This window comes from Pseudomonas sp. DTU_2021_1001937_2_SI_NGA_ILE_001, assembly GCF_032463525.1.
Lineage (GTDB): Bacteria > Pseudomonadota > Gammaproteobacteria > Pseudomonadales > Pseudomonadaceae > Aquipseudomonas.
The window spans coordinates 5268661-5292288 of sequence record NZ_CP135971.1; the positions used below are offsets into that span (position 1 = coordinate 5268661).

21 protein-coding genes are annotated in these 23628 nt (G+C 61.7%); 2 read left to right on the forward strand and 19 right to left on the reverse strand.

What is annotated here, in order from left to right; translation table 11 throughout:
- Positions 1-63 precede the first annotated feature (63 nt).
- Positions 64-1512, forward strand: coding sequence for an ATP-binding protein (locus RRX38_RS23170; RefSeq protein ID WP_315960820.1), 1449 nt, complete (start codon positions 64-66; stop codon positions 1510-1512).
- Positions 1513-1615: 103 nt separating this feature from the next.
- Here RRX38_RS23170 and RRX38_RS23175 read toward each other — a convergent pair whose 3' ends face one another.
- From RRX38_RS23175 to RRX38_RS23190, 4 genes are all read right to left on the reverse strand, one after another.
- The gene (locus RRX38_RS23175; protein WP_315960821.1) at positions 1616-4366 is read right to left on the reverse strand and encodes an ATP-binding protein; all 2751 of its coding nucleotides are present in this window, start codon (positions 4364-4366) and stop codon (positions 1616-1618) included.
- A 30-nt stretch (positions 4367-4396) separates the two neighbouring features.
- Positions 4397-4852, reverse strand: a complete 456-nt coding sequence (locus tag RRX38_RS23180) for a helix-turn-helix transcriptional regulator (protein ID WP_410524848.1) — start codon at positions 4850-4852, stop codon at positions 4397-4399.
- 206 nt (positions 4853-5058) lie between these two features.
- Positions 5059-6489: a mechanosensitive ion channel family protein gene (locus RRX38_RS23185; protein WP_295475766.1), complete on the reverse strand. Its 1431-nt coding sequence runs from the start codon at positions 6487-6489 to the stop codon at positions 5059-5061.
- A 57-nt stretch (positions 6490-6546) separates the two neighbouring features.
- Entirely contained in the window at positions 6547-7566 is a 1020-nt protein-coding gene (locus tag RRX38_RS23190; RefSeq protein ID WP_295475768.1) for an alpha/beta hydrolase, read from the reverse strand.
- Positions 7567-7710: 144 nt separating this feature from the next.
- On the opposite strand from RRX38_RS23190, the gene RRX38_RS23195 reads away from it, so the two are divergent.
- On the forward strand, positions 7711-8622 hold the full coding sequence (locus tag RRX38_RS23195) for a LysR family transcriptional regulator (RefSeq protein ID WP_295475771.1): 912 nt from the start codon (positions 7711-7713) through the stop codon (positions 8620-8622).
- 27 nt (positions 8623-8649) lie between these two features.
- Here RRX38_RS23195 and RRX38_RS23200 read toward each other — a convergent pair whose 3' ends face one another.
- From RRX38_RS23200 to RRX38_RS23270, 15 genes are all read right to left on the reverse strand, one after another.
- Positions 8650-9966, reverse strand: coding sequence for an OprD family outer membrane porin (locus RRX38_RS23200; RefSeq protein ID WP_410524849.1), 1317 nt, complete (start codon positions 9964-9966; stop codon positions 8650-8652).
- 87 nt (positions 9967-10053) lie between these two features.
- A complete protein-coding gene (locus RRX38_RS23205; protein WP_295475774.1) occupies positions 10054-10710 on the reverse strand; it encodes a response regulator transcription factor in 657 nt (218 codons plus the stop codon).
- Positions 10711-11110: 400 nt separating this feature from the next.
- Complete coding sequence (locus tag RRX38_RS23210; protein WP_295475777.1) at positions 11111-12169, reverse strand: chemotaxis response regulator protein-glutamate methylesterase; 1059 nt, start codon at positions 12167-12169, stop codon at positions 11111-11113.
- Positions 12166-12669 carry a chemotaxis protein CheD gene (locus tag RRX38_RS23215; RefSeq protein ID WP_295475780.1) on the reverse strand — a complete coding sequence of 168 codons (504 nt, stop codon included), beginning with the start codon at positions 12667-12669 and terminating at the stop codon, positions 12166-12168. Before RRX38_RS23215 ends, RRX38_RS23210 begins: the two co-directional genes overlap by 4 nt.
- On the reverse strand, positions 12666-13478 hold the full coding sequence (locus RRX38_RS23220; protein WP_295475782.1) for a CheR family methyltransferase: 813 nt from the start codon (positions 13476-13478) through the stop codon (positions 12666-12668). The genes RRX38_RS23215 and RRX38_RS23220 overlap by 4 nt, the downstream gene beginning before the upstream one ends.
- A gap of 1 nt (position 13479) precedes the next feature.
- Entirely contained in the window at positions 13480-14001 is a 522-nt protein-coding gene (locus tag RRX38_RS23225; RefSeq protein WP_295475785.1) for a chemotaxis protein CheW, read from the reverse strand.
- Positions 14002-14013: 12 nt separating this feature from the next.
- Positions 14014-15642 (reverse strand): methyl-accepting chemotaxis protein, encoded by a 1629-nt coding sequence (locus tag RRX38_RS23230; RefSeq protein ID WP_315960823.1) that lies wholly within the window; start codon positions 15640-15642, stop codon positions 14014-14016.
- A gap of 26 nt (positions 15643-15668) precedes the next feature.
- Positions 15669-17756, reverse strand: a complete 2088-nt coding sequence (locus RRX38_RS23235; RefSeq protein ID WP_315960824.1) for a chemotaxis protein CheA — start codon at positions 17754-17756, stop codon at positions 15669-15671.
- Positions 17757-17759: 3 nt separating this feature from the next.
- Positions 17760-18077, reverse strand: coding sequence for an STAS domain-containing protein (locus RRX38_RS23240; protein ID WP_315960825.1), 318 nt, complete (start codon positions 18075-18077; stop codon positions 17760-17762).
- 4 nt (positions 18078-18081) lie between these two features.
- Positions 18082-18447: a response regulator gene (locus RRX38_RS23245; RefSeq protein ID WP_295475796.1), complete on the reverse strand. Its 366-nt coding sequence runs from the start codon at positions 18445-18447 to the stop codon at positions 18082-18084.
- Positions 18448-18519: 72 nt separating this feature from the next.
- Positions 18520-19641 (reverse strand): methyl-accepting chemotaxis protein, encoded by a 1122-nt coding sequence (locus tag RRX38_RS23250; RefSeq protein ID WP_410524850.1) that lies wholly within the window; start codon positions 19639-19641, stop codon positions 18520-18522.
- Between the two features lie 581 nt (positions 19642-20222).
- Positions 20223-20933: a hypothetical protein gene (locus RRX38_RS23255; RefSeq protein WP_315960828.1), complete on the reverse strand. Its 711-nt coding sequence runs from the start codon at positions 20931-20933 to the stop codon at positions 20223-20225.
- Between the two features lie 99 nt (positions 20934-21032).
- Positions 21033-21749 carry a hypothetical protein gene (locus RRX38_RS23260; RefSeq protein ID WP_315960829.1) on the reverse strand — a complete coding sequence of 239 codons (717 nt, stop codon included), beginning with the start codon at positions 21747-21749 and terminating at the stop codon, positions 21033-21035.
- Between the two features lie 352 nt (positions 21750-22101).
- Positions 22102-22809, reverse strand: coding sequence for a hypothetical protein (locus RRX38_RS23265; protein ID WP_315960830.1), 708 nt, complete (start codon positions 22807-22809; stop codon positions 22102-22104).
- Positions 22810-22872: 63 nt separating this feature from the next.
- On the reverse strand, positions 22873-23553 hold the full coding sequence (locus RRX38_RS23270; protein WP_315960831.1) for a hypothetical protein: 681 nt from the start codon (positions 23551-23553) through the stop codon (positions 22873-22875).
- Positions 23554-23628: the final 75 nt, after the last annotated feature.

Sequence of the window (23628 nt, forward strand, 5' to 3'; positions counted from 1 at the left end):
ACTCTCTAATTCCTGACCATCAGGCGCTGTGCGGACACGTTCGGGCAGTGCGTGGGAGTGCGCATGAACAGTCTGGTCGCTCTTTCTGCCGAAGCGGTGCTGGTGTTCGGTCCCTACGTGTTCAACGTACGGCGCCGCCAGGTGCTGCGCGACGGCACGCCTCTGCCACTGGGCGGTCGCGCCCTGGATATCCTGCACGCTCTGGTGACGCGTGCCGGTACGGTACTCAGCAAGCAGGAACTCATCGAACAGGTCTGGCCCGACTCGGTGGTCGAGGAAGTCAACCTGCGCGTGCAGATCGCTGCCTTGCGACGCTCGCTGGGAGGTGGGCGCAATGGCCAGCGCTACATCGCTACCGTCGCGCCACGTGGCTACAGTTTCATCGCTCCGGTGAGCCACGCCGTCGAAACGGGCAAGCCTGGCACTGACGCGACCTGCTCGCTGCACAACCTGCCGGCGGCCCTGACCCCGATGATCGGCCGGCATGCGGAGCTGGCGGCGCTGGCGCACCAGTTGGCAGCCAGACGCCAGATAACCCTGGTCGGGCCTGCCGGGGTGGGCAAGAGCCGTCTGGCCTGCCGCTTGGCCGAATTGCGTATCGGCCTGTACCGCGACGGTGTCTGGCTGATCGATTGCGCCACGCTCGGGCCAGGGCAGTTGTCGTCGCGCCTACAGACGCTGTGGCCGGCCGGGACGGCGCAGGCCACCCTTCAGGGCCTGTTGCTGCTCGACAGCGCCGAGTGCCTGTCGGCCGAGTGCCGGCAGGTGCTGCTGCAGTGGTGTGCGGCTGCGCCGCAGCTGACACTGCTCGCCACCAGCCGACGGCCCTTGAATATTCCTGGGGAATATCTGCATCGGGTCAGCGGGCTGGAGGGCGGCGTGCAGGGCGCGGCGGTGCAACTGTGGATCAGTCGCGCCCAGGCCTGTCAGCCGGGTTATGTCTTGCGTGACGGCGAGCTGACGGTGGTGGCCGATATCTGCCAGGAACTGGACGGCCTGCCGTTGGCCATCGAACTGCTGGCAGCGCAGCTCGATGTATTCTCGCTCACCGGTCTGCGGGCGCAGATGGCCGACCCGCGCTGGCTGTTCGGCCTGACACGGCGTACCGGTATCGCACGCCAGCAGTCGCTGGCGGCGGCGCTGGACTGGCGCCATGCGCGGCTGGAGGAACAGCAGCAGAGGCTGTTGATGGGTCTGGCGGCCTTGCCCGCCGTCTTCACGTTCGCTTCGGCGGCCTGTGCGCTCTGTGGCGCCGATTACGCCGTGGAGCAACTGCGCGAAGGGCTGCTGCGGCTCGAGGAAGAGTCGCTGCTTGTTCAGGTCGTCGATCAGCAGGGTGGGCGTTACCGACTCCTGCAGATCGTGCGCCTGCATGCCCTGGCCGGGCGCCAGGACTGGCCGCTGGGGTGGACTGTGGAACGCTGGACAGCCATGGGGCGGGATGTCGACATCCGAAGGCTGGAAGAGCGTGAGTCCCGTGTCTTCACGGCTGAAGCCGGTCCTACAGGTTAGGTTTTGTACGAAAAGTACTGGCGCTCGGCCGTGCGGCTAAAAAAGGCTGGTCCACCAGCCCGATGGATCGCCACCCGACCGCGGCTTGAGCTGCCAAGCGTGCTCATTCCCCCCTCAGCAGCGCTCGCGCTGCGGGCAGTTCCGGCACTTCGCTGTCGCTGGCAAACCCCGCCAGCACCGGCACCAGCAGGGCCTGGCTTTCGGCATTGCGGCCCTCGGCCTGGCAGAGGCGCGCCAGGCTGATGGCGCTGCGCAGTTCCCAGAGCTTGGCGCCTTGTTGGCGGGCGATCTCCAGGGCCTGGCGCAGTTGCCCCTCGGTGCGCTCGTCGGCCTGAGCTTCGGCGTGGCAACGCAGCAGTTCCGCCGTGCACCAGCCGGCCTCGCCCTGCCGGGCGCGTTGCAGCTGCTCGCTGCCGACCGGCCCGCCACGCAGGGTCAGCAGGATGTCACGTAGCAGGCCGGTGGCCGGGCTGGCGGGTTGCACCGGCAGGTTCAGCAGCCGCGCATAGTGCTGGGCCCAGGTATAGAACAGCACTACCGAATGTCGATGGGCGTGGCGCAGCAGCAGTTGCACACGTTCGTTGGCCTGCTGCGGCTGCTCGCTGTACAGCGCGATGGGGCAGCCGGCCAGGGCCAGGGTGTAGCACACCGACAGCCCGTGATCGATCTGCAGGGCCAGTTCCAGGGCCTGATGCGCGATGTGCTGGGCCTGCCGGAGTTCACCCTGCAGCCAGAGGATGCGTGCCAGCACGGTCAGCGCCGCGACGCGCTGGTCGTACTGGATGCCGAAGCCGTAGCTGAAGCGATTGGCGTGTCCGCTCGAGGCCAGGCTCTGGATGACTTCCTCGGCCAACTGCCGGGCGGCGCCCTGTCGGCCACTGTAGTGCAGCGCCAGTACCTGCAGGCGGCGGGCGCTGAGGTCGTTGGCGGCAGCGCCGTTGAGTTGGTCGAATTGCTGGCTCTGCCGCCAGGCGGCCTGATAGTCGCCACGGCACAGATTGACCGCCATGTGCCCGGATACCGCGCGCATCAGGCCATCGGCTTCACCGGCCTGTTCGGCGAGGCGGCGTGCTTCTACGAAGGCATCCACGGTTTCCAGGTCCGGGCCGCGACTGTGGTAATGATCATTGCCCAGTGCCAGGCGCAGTTGCAGCTCCAGGCGCGGGCAGCGGCTGCTGCCCTGATGCAGGGCCTGCAGGGCCTTGCGCACATAGCTGCCATGTTCCTTGAGTCGCGAGAGTTCCTGCCACAGTGGTGCGGAATGCGCCACCAGCGACACCGCCAGCGCCCGTGGCCCTTCACCATTGAGGCCCCAGTCCAACACTTCGCGCACGTCATCCAGGCAGCGCGCATAGCGTGCCAGCCACTGCCGGGTGGGCAGCCGCTGCCAGTCATCACGAGCCTGCTGCATGAGTGCCAGACAGTGTTCGGCATAGCGTTCGAGGGTGGCGGGCAACTCGCCGTGCCGGCGCAGTTTGTCCAGGGCGTAGAGGCGGGTGGTGCCGAGCAGGCGATAGAAGACTTCGTCATCGTCGATCTCGACATTGAGCATCGACTTGTTGGCCAACTGACCGATGACGTGGCTCAGACCCGAGCCGGGCAACCGGGCGTCGCCGGCCACCGCCAGGGCCGAGTCCAGGGCGAAGCGCCCCTTGAACACCGCCAGGCGGTTCAGGCACAGCTGTTCGCCGGGGGCGAGCAGGTTGAAGCTCCAGTCCAGGGTGGTCAGCAGTGTCTGCTGGCGCGGTGTGCCGTCCGGGCGAGCGGCGATGCTCAGCCCGGGGTCGTTCTGCAATTGCTGATGCAGGCCCTGCAGACCCAGCTCGGCCACCTGTGCGGCGGCCAGTTCGATGGCCAGCGGAATGCCCTCCAGGTGCCGACAGATGTCGCTGGCCAGGGCGATGTCATGCGCATCGAGGTTCACGGGTTCCGAGCCGTTCGCGACCCGTTCCAGGAACAGTTGCACGGCAGCGAAACCCAGGGCCTGGGCCTCGGGCAGCTCGCCGGGTGGGCAGTCCAGGCCGTCCAGTCGCTGTACGGTTTCACCTTCGGCACGCAGGCGCTCGCGGCTGGTGGTGAGGATATGCACCTGGGGGGCGCTGCGCAGGATCTGTTCGCAGAGTACGGCCACCGCATCGATCAGGTGCTCGCAGTTGTCGATCACCAGCAGCAGGTGCCGGTCACGCAGCCAGTGGCACAGTGGGCCTAGAGGATCGCCGGCGTCCGGTGCCAGCTCCAGCAGCGCGGCCAGTTGCGGTGCCACGCGCAGCGGGTCGGAAAGGGTCGCGAGGTCGAGCAGGCGGATGCCATCGCGGTAATGACCGATCAACTGCTCGGCGATACTCAGGGCCACGCAGGTCTTGCCGATGCCGCCCGGCCCGGTGAGGGTGATCAGACGCTGCTCGTGCATGTGCTGGAGCACCTGCTCGACCACGGCCTGGCGGCCGATCAGCCGCGCCTGGCGGGGTGGCAGGTTGTGGCTGGCCATCGTGGGCTCCGTGGGCTCGACTCTCGGCGCTGAATGCTGCAGACGCACCACCGGCGCCACCAGGCTGTAGCCGCGCTGGGCGACGGTGACGATGTAGCGCTGGCCATTTTGGCCGTCGCCCAAGGCCTTGCGCAGCGCCGCCATGTGCACGCGCAGGTTGCTGTCCTCGACCACGCTGGTGGGCCATACGCGGCTCATCAGGTGCTGACGGCTGACTACCTCGCCAGGCTGTTCGAGCAGCACCAGCAGGATGTCCAGGGCGCGGCTGGACAGGCGTAAGGGCTGGTCGGTGTCGAGCACCAGGCGCTGCTGCGGGTAGATACGGTAGGGGCCGAATTGCAAAGCCTGGTCACAAGTGGGCAGCACGGCCGGATTCCTGAGCATGAGCCGATGAGGTCAGGTCGCGATCTGCATGTCACGGCCCTGGGGGTTCTTTAGCGCATGACCGCGCCAGGTCAAGGGCGTGATGCCTTCGCTGCGTGAAAAGATATGCGAAAAGTGCGATTGATCACAGAACCCGCACTCCTGGCTGATCTGGGTCAGGCTCAGGTCGGTGTGGGCGATCAGGCACTTGGCACGCAGGATGCGCTGCTCGCGGATCCACTCTTGCGGTGACAGGCCGGTGCTGCGCTTGAACGCTCGCGAGAAGTAGCTGCGTGACAGGGCGCAGGCCTGGGCCAGAACCGTGACTTCGATGTTCTCCCCCAGATTGTCGAGGATCAGTTGCTTGGCCAGCTTTTCTCGCCATGGGCTGAGTCCGCCTAGGGCCGTTTTCGCCGGGCGTGTCGGCGTATGCAGGCGCACGCAGAGGGCACAGGGTAGGCTTCGCGGGAGTCGGGAATTTTGAGTCATGGCCATTGTCCGTAAGTTTCGGGGAGGCATCGCTGCCTGGTACTAGCCCGCACCTTCCATGGGCAAACGTCCGCACAGAGGCCTTCATTTTTGGTGGGACGAAGAGGTATGACGAGTTAATCGTTGTTAATTCTGTCGGCTTCGATAGTGGCTTTTTGCTTTGCGCTGCAGGCCCGGCAGGTCCCGGGCCAGAGCGCCCGGCGGCCTCAGACGCGGCGTTGCAGCCAGCTCAGGAAACCCGCTTTGCGGGTTTGCACGGGGCGGGCGAGCAACACCGCATGGCTGTTTTCCTGACGTACCGCCTGCAGTTTGTTGAAAGCCCGATTGACCTGCTTGCACTGTTCCAGGCAGGCGCGCGCGGTGGCTTTGTCGATGCGGTAGATGATGCTCGAGGTCAATGCCGTGAAGCTGGCCTCCGATGGCGTGTCGCCCAAGACGCTCTGCTCGCCCATGATCTCGGTCGGCCCCATGCGCCCGGCCTCGACACGCTGCTCACCGTCCATCACCGCTGCGCTGACCACCCCGGTGCCGATCACGAACAGCGAGTCGGCCACCTCGTTGACATCCAGCACCACCTGCCCGGCGACGTACTGCTCGGCGATCATCGACTCGGCCAGGCGGTCGCGTTCGGCATCGCTGAGCGAACGGAATACCTTGACCTCGTCGAGCAGCGCCCTGGCACGCGAGGTGGGTGCGCTGTTGCCTTCGCTCTGGCGGATAATGCCGGCCGCTTCCAGGTGCCGGTGTGCCAGATCGAACAGCTGGTTGCGCACCTCGCCCTTGCGCGACAGGTCGGCGATGAAGCCGCTGGCCACGTACTCGGCCATGCTTTCCCCGGACTCCTTGAGCACGGCCTTGGGCGCCGGGGTCAGCAGCAGGCTGTCACTGCCTTGCAGCGCGCGTTGCAGGGCGTCGAGCACCCGGCGTGGACGCACGTGCTTGGGCACCTGGATGCTGATCGACACGCCATGCATGTGGCTGGGCCGGCTGAGGTTGACGATCTTGGCCTTGGCCGCCACCGAGTTGGGCACCACCGCCGTGGCGCCGGCGCTGGTCTGCAGGTGAGTGGCGCGCCAGTCGACGTCCACTACCTTGCCTTCCACGCCATCGAGGGTCACCCAGTCGTCCACCTGGTAGGGGCGCGTGGCGTTGAGCACGATGCCGGAGAACACGTCGCTGAGTGTGCTCTGCAACGCCAGGCCGACGATGATCGCCATGGCCCCGGAAGTGGCCAGCAGGCCCTTGACCGGAAGTTCCAGCACATAGCCGGCGGCGGCCACTGCACAGGCCAGGAAGATCAACGCACCGAACACATCCTGGAGCAGGCGGCCCGACTGCCCGACCCGACGCATCAGCGCCAGGCCGATCAGCACGGTCATGACTCGCGCCGCGTACAGCCACCAGAGGATCGCCAGCGCCGTGGCGCCCAGTTGCATGACGCTGTCGTCGCCCCAGGCCGGGGCCAGCAGCGGGCTGATGCCGCTGTTGATCAGCAGGCTGCCGTAGGCGATGAACAGCGTCAGGCGCAGCGCGGCGCGGGCGATGCGCAGGGGCTGGGGCAGCAGGTGCCACAGCGAGACATCGGCCAGCAGGATGAACGCGCTCCACAACAGCGGGTGATCGAGTAGCAGGGACATGACGGCGGCTCCGCAAGGCAAGGCGCCAGGCCGTTCGCACGGCCTGGCTGGGCAGGATCAGTTGAGGTGGGCTTTCAGCTCGCCGGCGGCCTGGCGCATCGCGGCGCGGACTTCCGGGATGTGGCTCAGCGGGTTGAGCAGGCCGTAGTCGTGGATCATCCCGTTGTAGCGCACGGCGGTGACCGGTACGCCAGCGGCGTCCAGCTTGCGGGCATAGCCTTCGCCTTCATCGCGCAGCACGTCGAACTCGGCGGTCTGCACCAGCGCCGGCGGCAGGCCGCGCAGTTGCTCGGCACTGGCACGCAGCGGCGAGGCGTGGATCTGTGCGCGCTCGCTGGCATCGGTGGTGTAGTTGTCCCAGAACCACTTCATCATGCCCTTGGTCAGGAAGTGCCCTTCGGCGAACTGGTTGTACGAGCCGTCATCGAAGTTCGCGTCGGTCACCGGCCACAGCAGCAGCTGGAAGCGCAGCGCCGGGGTTTTCTGCTCCTTGGCCATCAGCGCGACCACTGCCGCCATGTTGCCACCGACGCTGTTGCCGGCCACGGCCAGGCGCTTGCCGTCGACGCCGATTTCCTTGCCGTGCTCGGCGACCCAGCGGGTAGCGGCGTAGGCCTGGTTGATCGCGGTCGGGTAGTGGGCTTCCGGCGACGGCGTGTAGTCGACGTAGACCGCTACGGCCCCCGAACCCACCACCAGGTCACGGATCAGTCGCTGGTGGGTCGGGAAGTCACCCAGCACCCAGCCGCCACCGTGGAAGAACATGAACACCGGCAGGTCACCCTTGACCTTGGCGGGGCGGACGATCTGCAGGCGGATCTCCTGGCCGTCGGCCTTGATGGTGCGCGGGGTCACTTCCACGCCCGACAGGTCCACCTTCACCGAGGCCTGGGCGCCGGTCAGCACGGCCCGGGCATCTTTCGGGCTCAGTTGCTCCAGGGGCTTGCCACCGCCAGCGGCGAGGGCCTCCAGGAACGCCTGGGTGTCGTGTTCCACACCGGGGCTACCGGCAGCGAAGGCGCTGTTGACGGACAATGCGAGGAGGCTGGCGGCGAGTACTTGGCGAATCGGTTTCATGGCTTTTTCCCTAGTCTTTTCAATTGGATAAGTGTTGGTTGTGGTGAGCGTTCGGGCTCGCTTGCAACGTGGACACAGATTAATTTGGTGCCATCAGGGGAAAAAGCGGCTATAAGGCGTTTAACTGTCAATCAGGAAGAGACAATGAACCCCTTCGAAGACATGCGTATCTTTTGCCAGGTGATGGAGTCGGGCAGCTTCACCGCTGCTTCCGAGAAGCTTGGGTTGTCCAAGCAGTTCGTCAGCCGGCGCCTGATGCAGCTCGAAGAACGGCTCGGCGTACGCCTGCTCAACCGCTCGACGCGACGCCTGGACGTCACGCCACTGGGGCGCAGCTATTACGAAGCCTCGTTGCGCCTGCTCAGCGAAGTGGAACAGGTCGAGCAGGGCATCGCCGGGCAGAACAGCGAGCCGCGCGGCACCATTCGCATCAGTGCGCCGCTGTCGTTCGCCATCGCTCACCTGGGGTGCCTGGTGCCGCTGTTTTTGCAGCGCTACAAGGAGGTCAGTATCGAGGTAGACCTCAGCGACCGCCCCGTGGACCTGATCAGCGAGGGCTACGACCTGGTGTTGCGTATCGGCACGCTGGAGGACTCTTCGCTGGTCGCCCGGCGTATCGCGAGCATTGAGCGGGTGTATTGCGCCAGCCCGCTGTACCTGGCCGAGAGGGGTCATCCAGCCAGCCCGGAAGAGCTTCACGAACATGACTGCCTGCCCTACGGCCATAGCCGCCAGGTGCAGTGGCGCTTCGAAGGGGCGGGCAAACCGACCACCGTGAACGTCGCCGGGCGCATGCGCGTCAACAACGGCGACCTGCTGCGTGATGCAGCCGTCGCCGGCCTGGGCATCACTTACCTGCCGACCTTCATCGTCGGCGCGGCACTGCGCAGCGGCAGCCTGGTTCGGGTGCTGGACGACCTGCGTCCGGCACCGCTGACCCTCTCGGCGGTGTACCCGCAGCATCGCCAGACGTCGCGCCCGGTGCAGGCCTTCATCGAATTCCTCAAGGAGCGTCTGGAAGGCAGCATCGAGGCGGGTGATCGCGACCCGGCCTGAGGCCTGCCTGGTGTGCGGCGCCGATGGTCAGCGCGGCAGCAGGTCGAAGGGGTATTGCACGATCAGGTAGACGCGATCCAGGTCATCGTTGCCTTGCGCGGCATTGCCGCGATGGGTGACGTAGGAGAGTTCCACCGAGAGGTCCTTGAGCGCGCCTCCTGGGGCCTTGTAGGCGAGGGTCAGGTCGCGCTCCCAATGTCGGCCGCCGTTGCCCTGGGCGGGCACGTAGCGCTCCAGGTCGGCGTCGAACGGGTTGTAGGCCCCGCCCTCGGGTGCATGGCTGCCGTCGATGTGGCTGCCGCGCACATAACGTCCCATGAAGCTCAGGCCGTCCCACAGGCGGCTCAGGTCCAGGTCGTAGCGGGCTTGCCAGGATTGTTCGCCGGGGCCGTTGAAGTCGGCATATTTGATGGAGTTTGCCAGGTAGATCGAGTCGCCGCCGACGAAGTCGAATGGCGTATCGCCGTGGATCTTCTGGTAACCGAGGCTGAAGACCTGAATACCGTGACGCAGCTTGAGCATGAGACTTGCGGCCGTGGTGGCGATGGCGCCGGCCCTGGCGTTGCCGCTGTCCAGGGTCCGGTACAGGTTGGCGTCCCAGGAAAAGTGTGTCGCGTCACCCGCCAGCGGATGCAGCCCATGCAGGTTGAAGTAGTACTGCCGCCAGGTGTCGCTCAGCTCGCCGACATACACGGCGGCACCCAGCGGCTGGTCGCCGCGGGTCTCGACGCCCGCCAGGCGCAGGCTGCGACCGGCGGTGCTGGCACCGTAGCCCTGGAAGTCGCCGTGGCCGCTGGACTGGTCCTGGTTCTTGAACGCATCGAACTGCCCGGCGACCAGGCGCAAGCTCGGCAGGGCCTGACTGTCGAGCAGCCAGCCCCGTGCATATTCGGCTTGCAGACGCTTGTCGGCGGTGTCGAACACCGGGGTTTCCACCTCCATTTCGCCGACCAGTAGCCGGGTATCGCCCAGGCGCAGCTTGAGCGCCGCGCCCGCGGATGAGTAGTCCGGTTCGGCGCGCCCATCGCTGTCCAGCGGCAGCAGGCCGGTGCCTGCGGTGCCGCGGCCGCTGTCCAGGCGCAGGCCGACGAAACCGTGTGCGTCTACGCCCAGGCCCACCAGGCCGGGGGTGTAACCGGAACTGAAGCGGGCGGTGAAGCCCTGCGCCCATTCGCGCCGGTAGTTCTGTTCGCGTTGGCGATCATGCCGGTAGTCGCTGTACAGCCAGTAGTTACGCAAGTCCAGGTTGGCCCTGGCGTCTTCCCAGAAACCACCTTCATCGGCCATCGCCGCCTGAGCCAGCAACCCCAGCCAGAGACCGCTCAGCCAGATGAATCCACGCATGCCTGAAGCCTCCGCTGTCAAAGGCACACTATCGCGGTGGCCAGGCCTGGCGGATTGAGGGGATGTGCCCAGGTGGCGGCAGGCTGCTCAGTCGTTGACTTCGATGATGCCCTCGCGCACGGCGAACAGCACCAGGCTGGCGATATCGTGAATGCCCAGGCGGTGCATGACCTGCGAGCGGTGGGCTTCTACGGTCTTCACCGAGAGGCCCAGGCCAACCGCGATGGAGCGGGTCGATTCACCACGGGCGATCAGGCGCAGGATTTCCAGTTGCCGTTCGGTCAGTGCCACGCTGCCGTTGCGCACCGTCTGGCCCTGGGCTTTCTTGACTGCCTGGCTGACCACCAGTGGCACCACGGCCGAAGACAAGTACTGATCGCCACGGCGCAGAGCCTGCAGCGCCAGTTCCAGCTCCAGCACGCTGGCGCTCTTGAGCAGGTAACCATGGGCGCCCAGTTGCAGGCACTTCATGACGAATTCCGAATCGGTGTGCATCGACAGCATCAGCACCTTGCAATGCGGCGCGTGCAGCGCAAGTTCCTCCAGTGTCTGGACGCTGGCGGTGCGCTCCACCGACATGTCCAGCAGCACGATTTCAGGAGCCAGCACGACGGCCAGCTCGATGGCGCTCAGGGTGTCGTCGGCTTCACCGACGATTTCGTATTCGTTGTGTTTTTCCAGCAGTGCCCGGATGCCGGCCCTGAATAGCGGGTAGTCATCGGCGAGCAAGATTCGGCAAGGCATAGATCAGGCCTGTGGCGCATGAGTGTTGGGATGCCGTCTTCGCAAGTGGTTTGAAAACTTCTGCGGGCGTTAGCGCTGCGTTGTTAGTTGTGCCGTACTGCATCGAGACCAGGTGCAATGTGTTTATTCACTATAAGTAAACTTTGATTTTTCGCCTGTTTACTTTTCGGCATTCACTCCATGAGCCTGTACCGAGGTTTACCCCGTCCGGTGAATCGTGCGTCGCCAAGGTTCATTCCCGTCAAGTCTTCGCGCAACTTGTGCGTTCAGGTGGCGTTGTTGTATCCCGTGGCAGATCTGGCTGAGTTGCCATATCGAAGCGAATGCTTCGATCCGCATCCGTCGTGCTGACGCGGACGCCACAGGCAGGCGTCCTTATCCTGTGATTCCAGCTGATCCGTCAGCCGTGTCGAGCATGGTCACCGAACTGCTGGATCAGCAGCGGTACCCTGGATAACGGTTCCACCGTCTGCGCCGCGCCCATGCGGATGGCTTCCTTGGGCATGCCGAACACCACGCAGCTGGCTTCGTCTTGCGCCACCGTCTGTGCGCCACTTTCGCGCATGGCCAGCAGGCCGCGAGCACCGTCGTCACCCATGCCGGTCATGATGATGCCCAGTGTGTTGGCCCCCGCATGGCGCGCCACGGAGCGGAACAGCACATCCACCGAAGGTTTGTGACGATTCACCGGTGGGCCGTCGAGTACCTCGACCTGATAATGCGCACCGCTGCGCTTGAGCTGCATGTGGAAACCACCTGGAGCGATCAGGGCCAGGCCAGTATGCACGCGATCAAGGTGCTTGGCTTCGCGAACTTCGATCTGGCACAGATTATCCAGGCGCCGGGCGAAATCCGCAGTGAATTTCTCCGGCATGTGTTGAACGATCACAATGCCCGGGCAGTCACGCGGCAACTGCCGAAGTACGTATTCCAGTGCCTGGGTGCCGCCTGTGGAACAGCCCAGCGCGACCACCCGGTCGGTGGTCTGCAGGAGTGGGCTGACCGGGGCAGGGGCCTGGGTCTTCTTCGCTGCCAGCCCAGGCACAGCGTTGAATAGCCGCGGGCGTGTGCGGGCGGCTTCTTCGATCTTGCGGATCAGGTCCCCGGACATCTGCTCCAGGCTCTGGCGCAGACCCAGGCGCGCTTTGGTGAACACGCCGACGGCGCCGGCCGAAAGCGCTTCTACGGAAACCCCGGCACCGTCTTCGGTCAGGGTCGAGCAGATCAGCGTCGGCGTCGGTCGCTCGCTCATGATCTGGCGCAGGAAAGTCAGGCCGTCCATGCGCGGCATCTCGATGTCGAGAATCAGCACGTCGGGCCAGTCGCGGCGCATCTTTTCGATGGCATACAACGGATCGCCGGCCTGCCCGATGACTTTGATACCCGGATGATTGTCCAGGCAGCCGGTCAGAACCTGGCGTACCAGGGCCGAGTCGTCGACGATGAAAACCTTGATCATGATATCCGTCTCTGCTGTAAGGCCAGCCTCATCAGCTTGCGCTCGCAGTCGATGCGGCCGCTGTGGCCGTCGATGCTGAGGCGCCGATAGAGGTCGCCCTCCAGGTCACAATGGTCTACTTGCCAGTTGCGTTGCTGGAACTGGCGCAGTGCGAATTCGCTGTTGCTATGGCCAACCTGGCGCATGCCACGGCGCGGCGAGCCGTTCAGCGTACCGCCACCGAACAGGCTCTTGCGGTACTCGCCGGGGCGGGTGCCGAAACGTTGCATGTCTTGCTCCAGGCGACGGAACACCGCCTCGCCGTAACGGGTATCGGCGTCTTCGTCTGGGCCGTTGCTGCGTGCAGGGTCGCGGGGCAGTACGTAGTGGGACACCGACAGCAGGCGCCAACGCGGGTGCCAGAGGATGATCGACACGCAGCTGCCCAGCAGCGTCGTGACCGGCCCATCGTGGCGACCGAAGAAATAGTCGCCCGGACGCAGGAAAAGCGAAGAAATCACAGACATTCGTATACCGAGGGTTGGACCAGTCGCACAGGCAACTGCAGGCCATGGATACTCTCGGCATGGCCAATGAACAGAAGCCCACCTGGGCGCAACTGGCCGATGACGCGCTGCAGGATGCGTTTCTTCTCGTCACCGTCGAAATAAATCAGGACATTGCGCAGGAAGATAGCGTCGAACGGCCCCAGGTCTTCGGCCAGCGGCTGAACAAGGTTGACCTCGCGCAGGGTGAGTCGTTCACGCAGGGCCGCCTGGACGCGGAAGCGCCCGCTCATGTCGCCGATGCCGCTCAGGCAGTAGCGCTGCAACCAACCTTCGGGGAAGTACTTGGCCTGGGCGAGATCGTAGATGCCGTCCTGGGCCTTTTTCAGCACGCTCAGGCTCAGGTCGCTGCCGGTGATCGACCAGTCCTTGGTCGCAGCATGTTCACTGAGCACCATGGCGATGCTGTAGGGCTCTTCGCCGGAAGAGCAGGCGGCGCTCCACAGGCGCAGCGAGCCACGCTGCCGCGCTGCCCACTGGCCCAGGAAGTCGAAATGCGGATGCTCGCGGAAGAAGTAGGTTTCGTTGGTGGTCAGCAGGTCGACGACCAGACGTTTTTCCTGGCGGTACTGCGGCTGTTCGATCAACTGCAGGTATTCCCTGAAGCTGCCCAGACGGTAGTGGCGCAGGCGCTTCATCAGACGCCCGGCCACCAGTGGCCGCTTGTTGTCGGCCAGCTGGATGCCGGAGGCCTCGGCCATCATCTTTTGCAGCTGCCGGAACTCGCTGTCACCGAGTGTCGGCATCTTGAGTGCATCGGCCATCTCAGCTTCCCTTGGCAATCGCTAGGCTGAGCTGGCGAATATCGTCGAGGGACAACACCTGCGGAATGTTCAGGATGATGGTGAAGGTCTGCTCGTTGCGCGCCATGCCGGCGATGAAGTCGGTACGGATGCCCGCGCCGAACGGCGGCGGTGGCACCACCTGCTGCGGGTCGATGTCCAGCACCGCGTCCACCGCATCGACCACCAGGCCGATGCGCTGTTGCTGGTCTTCCATGGGCAGGTCGATGATCACGATGCAGGTGCGCTTGCCGGCTTTGGTCAGCTCGAAGCCGAAGCGTGCCGCCAGGTCGAGCACCGGTACCACGTTGCCGCGCAGGTTGATCACCCCGTGGATGAACGCCGGCATCATCGGTACCGCCGTCACGTCGTGGTATTCGATGATTTCCCGCACCAGGTCGATGGGCAGGGCGTAGGCGGCGTCACGCACGCGGAACGACAGGTGCTGCACGCTCATGTCGTGGGCATTGTCGAACGTTGAGTCGATGGGCTTGGCAAGGTTCATGGTCACACTCCATCAACCGAAACTGACGAACTGACCTTCATCCACCTGGCCCTTGCTGCGCTGCCAGGAGGACGAGCCACCCGAGTGCGTGTCCTGGACACGCGGCAGCGGACGGCTGGCGGCGTTCTCGTCGAAGCGGAAGAAACCGATCAACTCCTGCAACTGGCCAGCCTGGGCGTTCATTTCTTCGGCGGTGGCGGCCAGTTCCTCGGAGGCCGAGGCGTTCTGCTGGGTGATCTGGTTCATCTGGCCCATGGCGATGTTGATCTGCCCGGCCGCGCCGCTCTGCTCCTGGGACGCGGCAGTGATCTCCTGCACCAGGTCGGAAGTCTTCTGGATGTTCGGCACGATCTCGTTGAGCAGGCGACCGGCCTGCTCGGCCAGTTGCACGCTGCTGGAGGCCACCTGGCCGATTTCCTGGGCCGCGACCTGGCTGCGTTCGGCCAGCTTGCGTACCTCGGCAGCCACCACCGCGAAGCCCTTGCCGTGGTCACCGGCGCGTGCCGCTTCGATGGCCGCGTTGAGGGCCAGCAGGTTGGTCTGGTAGGCGATGTCGTCGATGATGCTGATCTTGTCGGCGATCTGCTTCATGGCTTCGACGGTATCGACTACTGCGCCGCCACCCTGGACTGCGTCGTTGGCGGCCTTGCCGGCGATGCCGTCGGTGATCTTGGCGCTTTCGGTGTTCTGCGCGATGGAGGCGGACATCTGCTCCACCGACGCCGTGGTTTCTTCGACGCTGGCGGCCTGTTCGTTGGCGGCCTGGCTCAGCGACTGCGAGGTCGAACTGACCTGCTCGGACGCCGAAGACAGCGCGTCGGCGGCACTGCGTACGTCGCCCAGTATGCTGCGCAGGCGCACCGTGGTGTTCTGCATCGAACTCAGCAACTGGCCAGTCTCGTCCTTGCTGTTGACCTCCAGGTCCTTGCTCAGGTCGCCGGCGGCCATGCGGTTGGAGGCTTCGACGGCGGTGTTCAGCGGCCTGGTGATGCTGCGGGTGACCAGCACGCCAATCAGCATGCCCAGCAGGGTGGCGGCGATAAGCAGGCCGATCATCTGCACACGCGAGCTTTCCGCAATGCTGGTGATTTCATCATTGGCCTGGCCGGTACGGGCTTTCTTTTCCTGGACCATATCGCCCAGCATGCCGTCGATCACGTCGCCGCTGGTTTTCAGCACCGGTATCATTGCCGTGATTTCACTCGCGTCCTGGTACTGGCCGGAGCGATTGCTGATATTCATCGCCTGCTTGACCTTTGCCTCATAGTCGGCCAAAGGCGCATTCAATTTATCCAGTCGTTCCAGACCATCCTTGGTCACGAAGTTGTCGCGGGCCATGGTCATTTGCTTGCGCGTCTCGTCCAAGGCTGCCTGCGCCCTGGCGAAGGCAGCATTGCGTTCTTCCGCGTTGGTGGCCAGCAGACCAGTGCGCAGGGCACGTCCGGAGGTGATCAACTGGATGTTGGCTTCCTGCAGCTGCACCATGCCTTCGACGTCGACGCTGTACATGCGGTCCGACAGCGAGTTGACCTGGTCCAGGTTACGTATGCCCAGCCCGCCGATGATGGCGGTCAGGATGATGACCACCAGAAAGCCCAGTGTCAGCCTTGCTCCTATCTTCATGTTGCGTACGAACTGCATGATGAATCTCCTGAAGGGCTGTTGTATCAGTAGGCATTGGCCGCGTTGGCCGAGCTGGGTGAGGGGGTGTCCACCAGGGACTGCAAATGGCGGAACAGGCTGGGTATATCGAGAATCAGCGCCACCTGGCCGGAGCCGAGAATGGTCGAGCCGCTGATCCCGCGCAGGTGCTGGAACATCTTGCCCAGGGGCTTGATCACGGTCTGCAGTTCGCCATGCAACTGGTCGACGATCAGGCCCGCCTGCAGGCGACCCTGGCTGACCACCACGATGTTGCGCCGCCGCGCCGGCTTGCTGTCCAGGCCGAAGTGGCTGTCGAGGGTGATGCAGGGCATGGGGGCGCCCCGCAGGTTGAGGTAGCCATAGCCGTTGTCCAGGGGTAGGTCAGTGGCTTCCATGCACTCGGTGACCATGTCCAGCGGAATGACGAAGCTGTCATCGCCGACACTGACCAGAAACCCGTCGATGATCGCCAGGGTCAGCGGCAGGCGGATGCGGAAGGTGCAACCCTGGCCGGCGACCGAGTCGATCTCGATGGTGCCGCGCAGCTGGTCGATGGCGCTGCGCACCACGTCCATGCCTACGCCACGCCCGGACAGGTTGGACACCTGCTCGGCGGTGGAGAATCCGGCTTCGAAGATCAGCGCATGGATGTCACGGTCGCTCAGTTGCGCGTCGGCTTCGACCATGCCCTTGGCGATGGCCTTTTCCAGGATGCGCGCGGTGTTCAGGCCACGGCCGTCGTCACTGATTTCCAGCACGATCATGCCGGAGTCGTGATAGGCATTGAGGCTGAGGCTGCCTTCTTCCGGCTTGCCGGACTCCAGCCGTGCGGCGGCCGACTCGATACCGTGATCGATGGCATTGCGCACCAGGTGGGTGAGGGGATCGGCGATCTTGTCGATCACCGATTTGTCGAGTTCGGTTTCCCCGCCACGGATGGTCAGCTGGATCTTCTTGCCCAGCTCCTGGCTGACGTCACGGACCACGCGATGGAAACGGTTGAAGGTCTCGCCGACCTCTACCATGCGCAGCTTCAGGGCGCTTTCGCGGATCTGTTCGACGTGCTGGAACACCGCCTGGGTACTCTCGATGCAACGCGGGTCGCCAGACAGACGCGCCTGCATCTGTGCGCCAGCGGTGCTGATCACCAGTTCGCCCACCAGGTTGATCAGTTCGTCGAGCTTGCTGGCCGAGACCTTGACCAGGGTGTTTTCAATGCTGCGTTTTTCTCGTCCAGCGTTGGCGGCCCCGCGTTCGGCAGGGGCCGCCGGTGCGGGCGACGCCTTGGCCTGAGCCGGCATCGGCGGCATGGGTTGGACCTGCTGGCTGGCCACGGTCGCCGCCGGCGGCAGAACATCCGCCGACGCCAGCACCGGCAGGCCGGCGACACGCTCGATGCGCAGGGTGCAGAAGTCCTGGATGAACTCGAAGACATCGGCGATTTCCTGCTCGCCGGCCGAGCTGTGCAGCTCGATCTCCAGGGCCAGGTAGCACTGGTGCGGGTCCAGTGCGTGCAGGGCAGGCAGGCGATCGGTTCGGGTCTGTACGCGGGTCAGCGTGCCGAGCTTGCTCAGGTAGCGTACGAAGGCTGCAGGGTCGAAACCGTTCTCGAAGAGTTCAGGGGCGAATTCGATATTGATGCGCCAATCGTTTGCGTCTTCGACCTTGGCTTCGATAACGGCCGGTGTGGACGTCTCCATGGGCGCGGGAACGTGCCCCTGGGCCTGCCCGAGGGCGGCAATCAGCGGCGCGTGGCGAGATTCATCGACGTTCAGCTGGCCGCTTTCATCGACGCTTTCGAGCAGGGTGCTCAGTTCGTCCATGCAGGTCAGCATCAGTGAGGTCATTTGCGAGGTCAGGGTCAGCTGGCCATCGCGCACCAGCATCAGCAGGCTTTCCAGATGGTGGGTCAGATTGACCAGTGCGGTCAGGGAAAAGATGCCCGCTGAACCCTTGAGCGTATGCACCGCGCGGAACAACTGGTTGACGGCGTCTTCGTCATCGGGAGAGGTCTCCAGCCGCAACAGGCTGTCCTCGGCGTCCTTGAGCAGATCCCGGCCTTCATCCAGAAAGCCTTGCAGCAATTGATTCCACTGATCGCCACTGAGCATCGGTCAATCCTCGCCAGGGGGCATGGGGTGGAGCATATCCAGAGCCAGCAGCCCGGCCATTTCCATCACGCTGGGCGAAGCCGCCACCACCTCGGTGGGCTGGCCCTGCTCCGTGAGGTGCCGGTGCAGGGCAAGCAACAGCTGCGCCCCCGCGCTGTCCAGCTCGCCGATGCCAGAAAGATCCAGCTGCCAGGCCGGGGCATCGGCAGCCAGCAGCTCCTTGAGCTGCTCATGGGCCTGCTGGACTTCGTAGATGGTCAGGTCGCCGGCCGCCTGCAGCAGGGCCGGAGCTTCAGGGGACGGCTGGCTGAGGGTAAACATGGGCTCAGCCCATCAGCTTTTCGACTGCCGCAAGCAGCTGCTGGGGCTGGAAGGGCTTGACGATCCAGGCCTTGGCGCCAGCCGCCTGGCCTTCGGCCTTTTTCGACTGCTCGCTCTCGGTGGTCAGCATCATGATGGGCGTGAAACGGTATTCCGGGCGGGCCTTGACGGCCTTGACCAGACCGATGCCATCCAGGTTGGGCATGTTGACGTCGCTGATGATCAGGTTGATCTTCTGCCCGGTCAGCTTGCTGAGCGCGTCACGGCCATCGCTGGCCTCGATGACCTGGTGGCCGGCGCTGGTCAGGCTCATCTTCACCAGTTGGCGCATCGAAGCGGAGTCGTCGACGATCATTACGGTCTTGGCCATGTTTCAGGTCCTCGCTAAGGAAAGGCTGTAGTCAATAATTCTGGTAAACCAGGCTTCACTCATTGACGCCGCTCAGAAGAAGGTGACTTCGCTGGCGTTGGTCTGGGTTCGCCCGTGGCGCTCTTCCTCGGTGGTGAAACGCTGGTGCAAGCGTTCGAGCCAGGCGCGCGGATCGTGCAGGCTGTCGTCCTGGTTGCGCAGGGCATCGAGCAAATGCTGCTGGTCGATCTGTACGTGGTCGAGCATCTGGTCGGCACGGTCCTGGAACTGCAGGTTGACCATGATGGCCTGGATGTCCTGCTGAGTATCGCGGGCATCGCGCTGCAGGTCATTGGAGGCACTGGACAGCTCGTTGAGGTTTTCCTCCAGGCGGCCCATGACGGTAGTGACCGAGGCGTCGAGGAACTCCAGGTTGCTGCGCTCGTTTTCGCCCAGCTCGGCGGCGGCGGTGATGGTGGACTGGATGGCGTGGTTGATTTCTTCGACCTTGGAGTCCATGCCCTGGCCGGTTTCCGCCGACAGGGAAGACAGCTTGCGCACTTCATCCGCCACCACCGAAAAGCCCCGGCCATGCTCACCGGCACGGGCGGCTTCGATGGCCGCGTTGAGGGCCAGGAGGTTGGTCTGGCTGGCGATTTCCTGCACTCGCTTGGCCATCTGCTGCAACTGGTCGGCATAGTTGCCGAGCTGGCTGATGGTGCCGATGAGTGTCTGCTGGCGCTGGCTGCTGGTCTCGAATGCCCGGGTGACTTCCGCCAGGCGCTGGTTGGCATCACGCAGGCTGGCCCCGACCCCGCCATTAGCGAGAATGTTCTCGGAATTGCCAAGACTGCTTTCGAGGCGGCTGGCGATATTGCTGAAGCGTTCGAACAGATCGCTGATGTTGCTCTGCAGCAGATCGCGGCTTTGCGCGATGCTGTCACTCCAGCTGGGGACCACGGTGTGCAGCAGGGCAGGGATATCCGCTTGCGAGGTCGCTGCAACGCGTTCGACGGGGTCGATGGCCGGGGGCGGTGCTGCCGGTTTGCGTAGATGCAGTGCCAAGGTGGCGGCGGCGATGACCGCGAGGCCGATGATCACGACGGTGGTTTGTGCGACTACCAGTCCTGTAGCACCAATGGCGATGCCGACCCAAAGAGCAAGATTAATCAACATCCTCGCATCCATTCGAAAACTGGAAAGTTCGAGGATCATATCGGTGGCAAATTGACGCCAATATCGGGGTAACCCTTAAGCCGGACCAACGGTTTTACAAAATTTTTCGCCGAATTTTTTCTTGGATCCAGTGCATGATGCATCAAGAAAAGATTGGCGATTCAGTAAGTTCCTGGCTTAGAGCGCAGATGCAAAACGTGTGTTTCATACACACGCATAGGAAATTTCCTTAAGGGTTGTAGGCAGGGGTGAGCGCTTCCGTCGGGTTTTTATGACGAAAATATGAAGGCCTACGTCGCAGGGGTGATTGGCAGACGGCTGCAGCAATGCTATGCGGCATCTAGGGGAGCAGCCTAGTGTGTCCACTAATTCGATAGGGTGCTGACTATAAGGGTTCTAAGTATTTTTGTTCATGAAAATATTTAATGAGAGTGATTAATATTATTTTTCGGCTGAATCGTTTTTTCGATCTTAGTCGGATACCCCTATAAAGAAAAGGGAGATTCCCGACAGCGCAGCTGCATCGCGCGATGACAGCCGCGGGCGGAGTGACTGACGCAGAGGCCAAAGGCATAACCCCGCCCTCGGCAGGTCGATGCGGGTGGGATGATTTCCACGCCTTACCACTCCCAGCGTTCTTCGCTGTACTGGACATGGGGCGGCAGCACAGCCTTGAGAAACGCCACGTAGCGCTGCAGATGCGCGTCATCGGGCAGGTGAGCTTTGAAGCCGATGGTGGGGTCGTCGATCAGAAGCACGACGAGTCGATACTTGCGATCGATGATCATCCGCTGGAATTTTTTCCAAGGCGGGCTGACGACGAGTTCTGGTTCGGGTCGTTTCCAGCACATCAATTGTGGCGCGCCGTTCAAGAGCAAGTACGCGGTGCCTATCACAAAGACCGACAGAGATTTCAGAACGACGGCAGCGACAGCAACGCCGACAAAGAGGCTGATGATCGACCGTTTAAAACGGGCTTCTGCATTTTCAGGGTAGTCAAGGCAGTGGGTATATTGCAGGTGGGTGGCGTGGACGACATAGTGGAAGACGGATTTTTGATGAAAGAGTCTCAGGGCCAAAAGTGAGGAGAAGGTCGCGCCTAACGCCAGCGCGGAGGCGAATGTTCGACTATCTTCCGAACCTGTCAATGCAACCCATGCCACAGCGGTCCAGGCAAATAAGATGATTCCGATAAGAACTTTTCTTATGAATAGAATTGATTTGCGTGACGCATGAATGGCTTTGATTGTCCACTTGAGTGGGGCAGGTTGCGAGTCTTTCATGAGTTTGGACTGTGTGAGGGCGTCTCGCTGGCCCATGAAGTGTTCCACGCTGAGTGCTCCGGTATGCTTGTCTGGGGTGAATAGAGGTGCTGTTTGTTAAAGTGCATGTTTGAATATTAAGGCGCGACGAGCATGCGTCGTCATGTATTACCATTCCCACGTCTCTTCTCGGTATCGCACATGGGGTGGCAAGACCGTTTGCAAGAAGGCCAGATAACGCTCCACATGTTGGTCGTCGAGTAGGCGTACCTCAAAGCCGATGGTGGGTTCGTCGATCAGTAGCATGACGATTCGATACTTGCGGTCGATGATCACGGTCTTGAAGTCTTGCCAAGGAGCACTTTTGATCAGCTGCGGGGCAGGGCGTTTCCAATGCCATAGACGAATTACGCCATTGTAGATTAGATAGATGATACAAAACAGCAGAACTTGCAGAGATTGCAGGTAGAGTGCAATACTGAAAACAGTGATGAAGAATCCGATTACGATGTGTCTTAGAACGCTCTCCATGTTTTTGGGGTGGTCGAGAGAGTAATGATATTGGCAGTGAGTGGGGTAGAGAATGTAGTGAAAAACTGATTTTTGAAATGCTAGCTTCATGGCTATAAGAAGATAGCAGGTACAGAAGATGGCGAGAGATTTTGCCAGAAGCGAACCGTCCTCCGAGCCGTACGCTATGAACCAGCTCGCGATTATCCATATTAGTAAAATCAGCGTCGTGAAAAAAATCTTCGTATTTCGCGTTTCCTTTCTGCCGCCGTCCAAGCATTTTATTATCCATTCATCCATAGGCTGAATTCCGAGGCTCTCGGTATCCTCTAAATGTTCTGCGTTTTCGCTCGCGATTATCGTTTTTAGTGACATCCAGGGTGCTCCAGTCTCTAAGGTATGACCAGGATCGGTTGTGCGCTGTCGCGATTTTCATGAGTGATAAACCAGGATGATTCTGTCAGCCTCTCATTACTGTCCTGCGTAAAAAGTCTGAGGTAGGATTGAAGGCGATAACTTAAGTTCAAGTGTTTAGTGGGCAACAGAGTGGGCGGATACCAAATTTGTAACTCAGTCGTCTCAGGTCGTTGCCAGCGTGTCAATTGCGGAGCACTCCCAGTCAATGCATGAGGAATTTTGAGACGGCGTAATCTAAGGAGATGATGTGGTTGCACGTTTAGATGTACATCTGAAAGTCGTCAGGCTGGTGAGATTTTATGTGCAAGTTTTATTTTTTCTCAATGTGCCGAATGTTAGGCCGTAATACCGATTTCAGGTAGGCTATATGGCGTTCGAGGTGCGTTTCTTCAATAAAATATAACTTAAATTCATGTGCGATTTTTTCGGTTCTTAGCACGATAAAGTTGTGTTTTCGATCAATGAGCATGGTGTCAAATTTAGTCCATGGGGCGCTCGTTATAGTTTGCGGCTTTGCATTCTTCCAGCTCATGAGGTTGAACAGCCTACTGGCCTGCAGGTAGGCTGCTCCAAGAAAAATGGCGATGAGTGACTCCATATATAACGCGATGATGATATAAAGCGAGAAAAGTCCAATTACAAAGTATTGAAGCAGGATTTCTGTATTGTTGTATTGGTAACGGTTACAGCGGTATTGACCGTGTGTGGAGTGCAGGGTGTAGTGAAAGACCGATTTCTGCATAACGAACTTAAAAAGAAAAAGCAAAACAGTGGTCAGAATCACCGCAGTGGCTTCAACAGCAAATTTGTCAACCTCTAAATTTGCCTGCCACGTCCAGCTAGCCACCCCCCACACGACCGCGATCAAGCCGGCAAAGGTTAGCTTTATGCCCATGATCTTCGTTGGGGAGGCGTCATAAGCTTTTACCGTCCATTCGGGGGAGTACTCGCTATGGTTGATTTCTTTGGCTTGATTGTTCTCGAGGTTTATGCTTGAAAGTAAGGTGTGTAGGGACATGGCGAGCGTTGTTCCGCGCTGAAGGAAAGGAAAGGTACTTAGTTACAGGTCAGCTGCTGGCTGTTATTGCCGCCAGCACCTTTCGATGTAAGAAACATGCCGTGGTAAATGACGTTTGAGAAATACAAGGCATCGTTCGAGGTGCTCATGATCATGTAAGTACATTTCGAAGCCAGCGGTCGTGTCGTCGACGACTAGAGCGATAATGCGATTTTTTTTGTCAATAATCGCCGAGTTGATCGCACCCCAAGGCGGACTATTTACTAGTTCCGGATCCGGAGCTTTCCAGTAGAGCAGATGGAGAGCGCCGTTAAAAATCAGATACAGGCTTCCTAGCAGCAGGACCTCCATGGAGTCCAGTTGCACGGCCAGTATAATCACGAAAATGAAGCATCCCATGATGAAATACCGAAGGATGAGTCTAGAGTCTCGGTGGAAGTAAGGGCAGAAGCTATACTTGGCGAAGTGGTCGAAAAGTGTGTAATGATATATATTTTTTTGAGGGGTGAAATTTAGAAAGTAAATAAACAGCACGGTCGCGGAGATGGCCGGATAAGACACCAGGTAAAGGGCGTCGTCTGGACCGACCCAAATGAAGAAGCCGGCCGCAAGCCATATCGTAAATATCGTGAGGGTGAAAAAGGCTCTAACGCGTATGACGCCTTTTCTATCGCTATCGAACGTGATTATTTTCCATTCGTTCAACACCTGAATGCTGGCGAATGTCTCTTCTTGGGCGGACATGGCGCTTTGCTGCGAGAGAAGGAGGTGGGATGGCATGCAAGGACCGATTCTTGTAAAGGGGTTTTTCGATATGGA

What these genes read in the sequence shown, in the direction of transcription:
- RRX38_RS23225 (WP_295475785.1), bottom strand. Translation starts at nt 14,001, where the DNA reads ATGAACCTTGCCAAGCCCATCGACTCAACGTTCGACAATGCCCACGAC.
- RRX38_RS23205 (WP_295475774.1), bottom strand. Translation starts at nt 10,710, where the DNA reads ATGCCTTGCCGAATCTTGCTCGCCGATGACTACCCGCTATTCAGGGCC.
- RRX38_RS23260 (WP_315960829.1), bottom strand. Translation starts at nt 21,749, where the DNA reads ATGTCACTAAAAACGATAATCGCGAGCGAAAACGCAGAACATTTAGAG.
- RRX38_RS23230 (WP_315960823.1), bottom strand. Translation starts at nt 15,642, where the DNA reads ATGCAGTTCGTACGCAACATGAAGATAGGAGCAAGGCTGACACTGGGC.
- RRX38_RS23270 (WP_315960831.1), bottom strand. Translation starts at nt 23,553, where the DNA reads ATGTCCGCCCAAGAAGAGACATTCGCCAGCATTCAGGTGTTGAACGAA.
- RRX38_RS23245 (WP_295475796.1), bottom strand. Translation starts at nt 18,447, where the DNA reads ATGGCCAAGACCGTAATGATCGTCGACGACTCCGCTTCGATGCGCCAA.
- RRX38_RS23210 (WP_295475777.1), bottom strand. Translation starts at nt 12,169, where the DNA reads ATGATCAAGGTTTTCATCGTCGACGACTCGGCCCTGGTACGCCAGGTT.
- RRX38_RS23265 (WP_315960830.1), bottom strand. Translation starts at nt 22,809, where the DNA reads ATGTCCCTACACACCTTACTTTCAAGCATAAACCTCGAGAACAATCAA.
- RRX38_RS23200 (WP_410524849.1), bottom strand. Translation starts at nt 9,966, where the DNA reads ATGCGTGGATTCATCTGGCTGAGCGGTCTCTGGCTGGGGTTGCTGGCT.
- RRX38_RS23235 (WP_315960824.1), bottom strand. Translation starts at nt 17,756, where the DNA reads ATGCTCAGTGGCGATCAGTGGAATCAATTGCTGCAAGGCTTTCTGGAT.
- RRX38_RS23185 (WP_295475766.1), bottom strand. Translation starts at nt 6,489, where the DNA reads ATGTCCCTGCTACTCGATCACCCGCTGTTGTGGAGCGCGTTCATCCTG.
- RRX38_RS23190 (WP_295475768.1), bottom strand. Translation starts at nt 7,566, where the DNA reads ATGAAACCGATTCGCCAAGTACTCGCCGCCAGCCTCCTCGCATTGTCC.
- RRX38_RS23170 (WP_315960820.1), top strand. Translation starts at nt 64, where the DNA reads ATGAACAGTCTGGTCGCTCTTTCTGCCGAAGCGGTGCTGGTGTTCGGT.
- RRX38_RS23250 (WP_410524850.1), bottom strand. Translation starts at nt 19,641, where the DNA reads ATGATCCTCGAACTTTCCAGTTTTCGAATGGATGCGAGGATGTTGATT.
- RRX38_RS23220 (WP_295475782.1), bottom strand. Translation starts at nt 13,478, where the DNA reads ATGGCCGATGCACTCAAGATGCCGACACTCGGTGACAGCGAGTTCCGG.
- RRX38_RS23240 (WP_315960825.1), bottom strand. Translation starts at nt 18,077, where the DNA reads ATGTTTACCCTCAGCCAGCCGTCCCCTGAAGCTCCGGCCCTGCTGCAG.
- RRX38_RS23180 (WP_410524848.1), bottom strand. Translation starts at nt 4,852, where the DNA reads ATGACTCAAAATTCCCGACTCCCGCGAAGCCTACCCTGTGCCCTCTGC.
- RRX38_RS23195 (WP_295475771.1), top strand. Translation starts at nt 7,711, where the DNA reads ATGAACCCCTTCGAAGACATGCGTATCTTTTGCCAGGTGATGGAGTCG.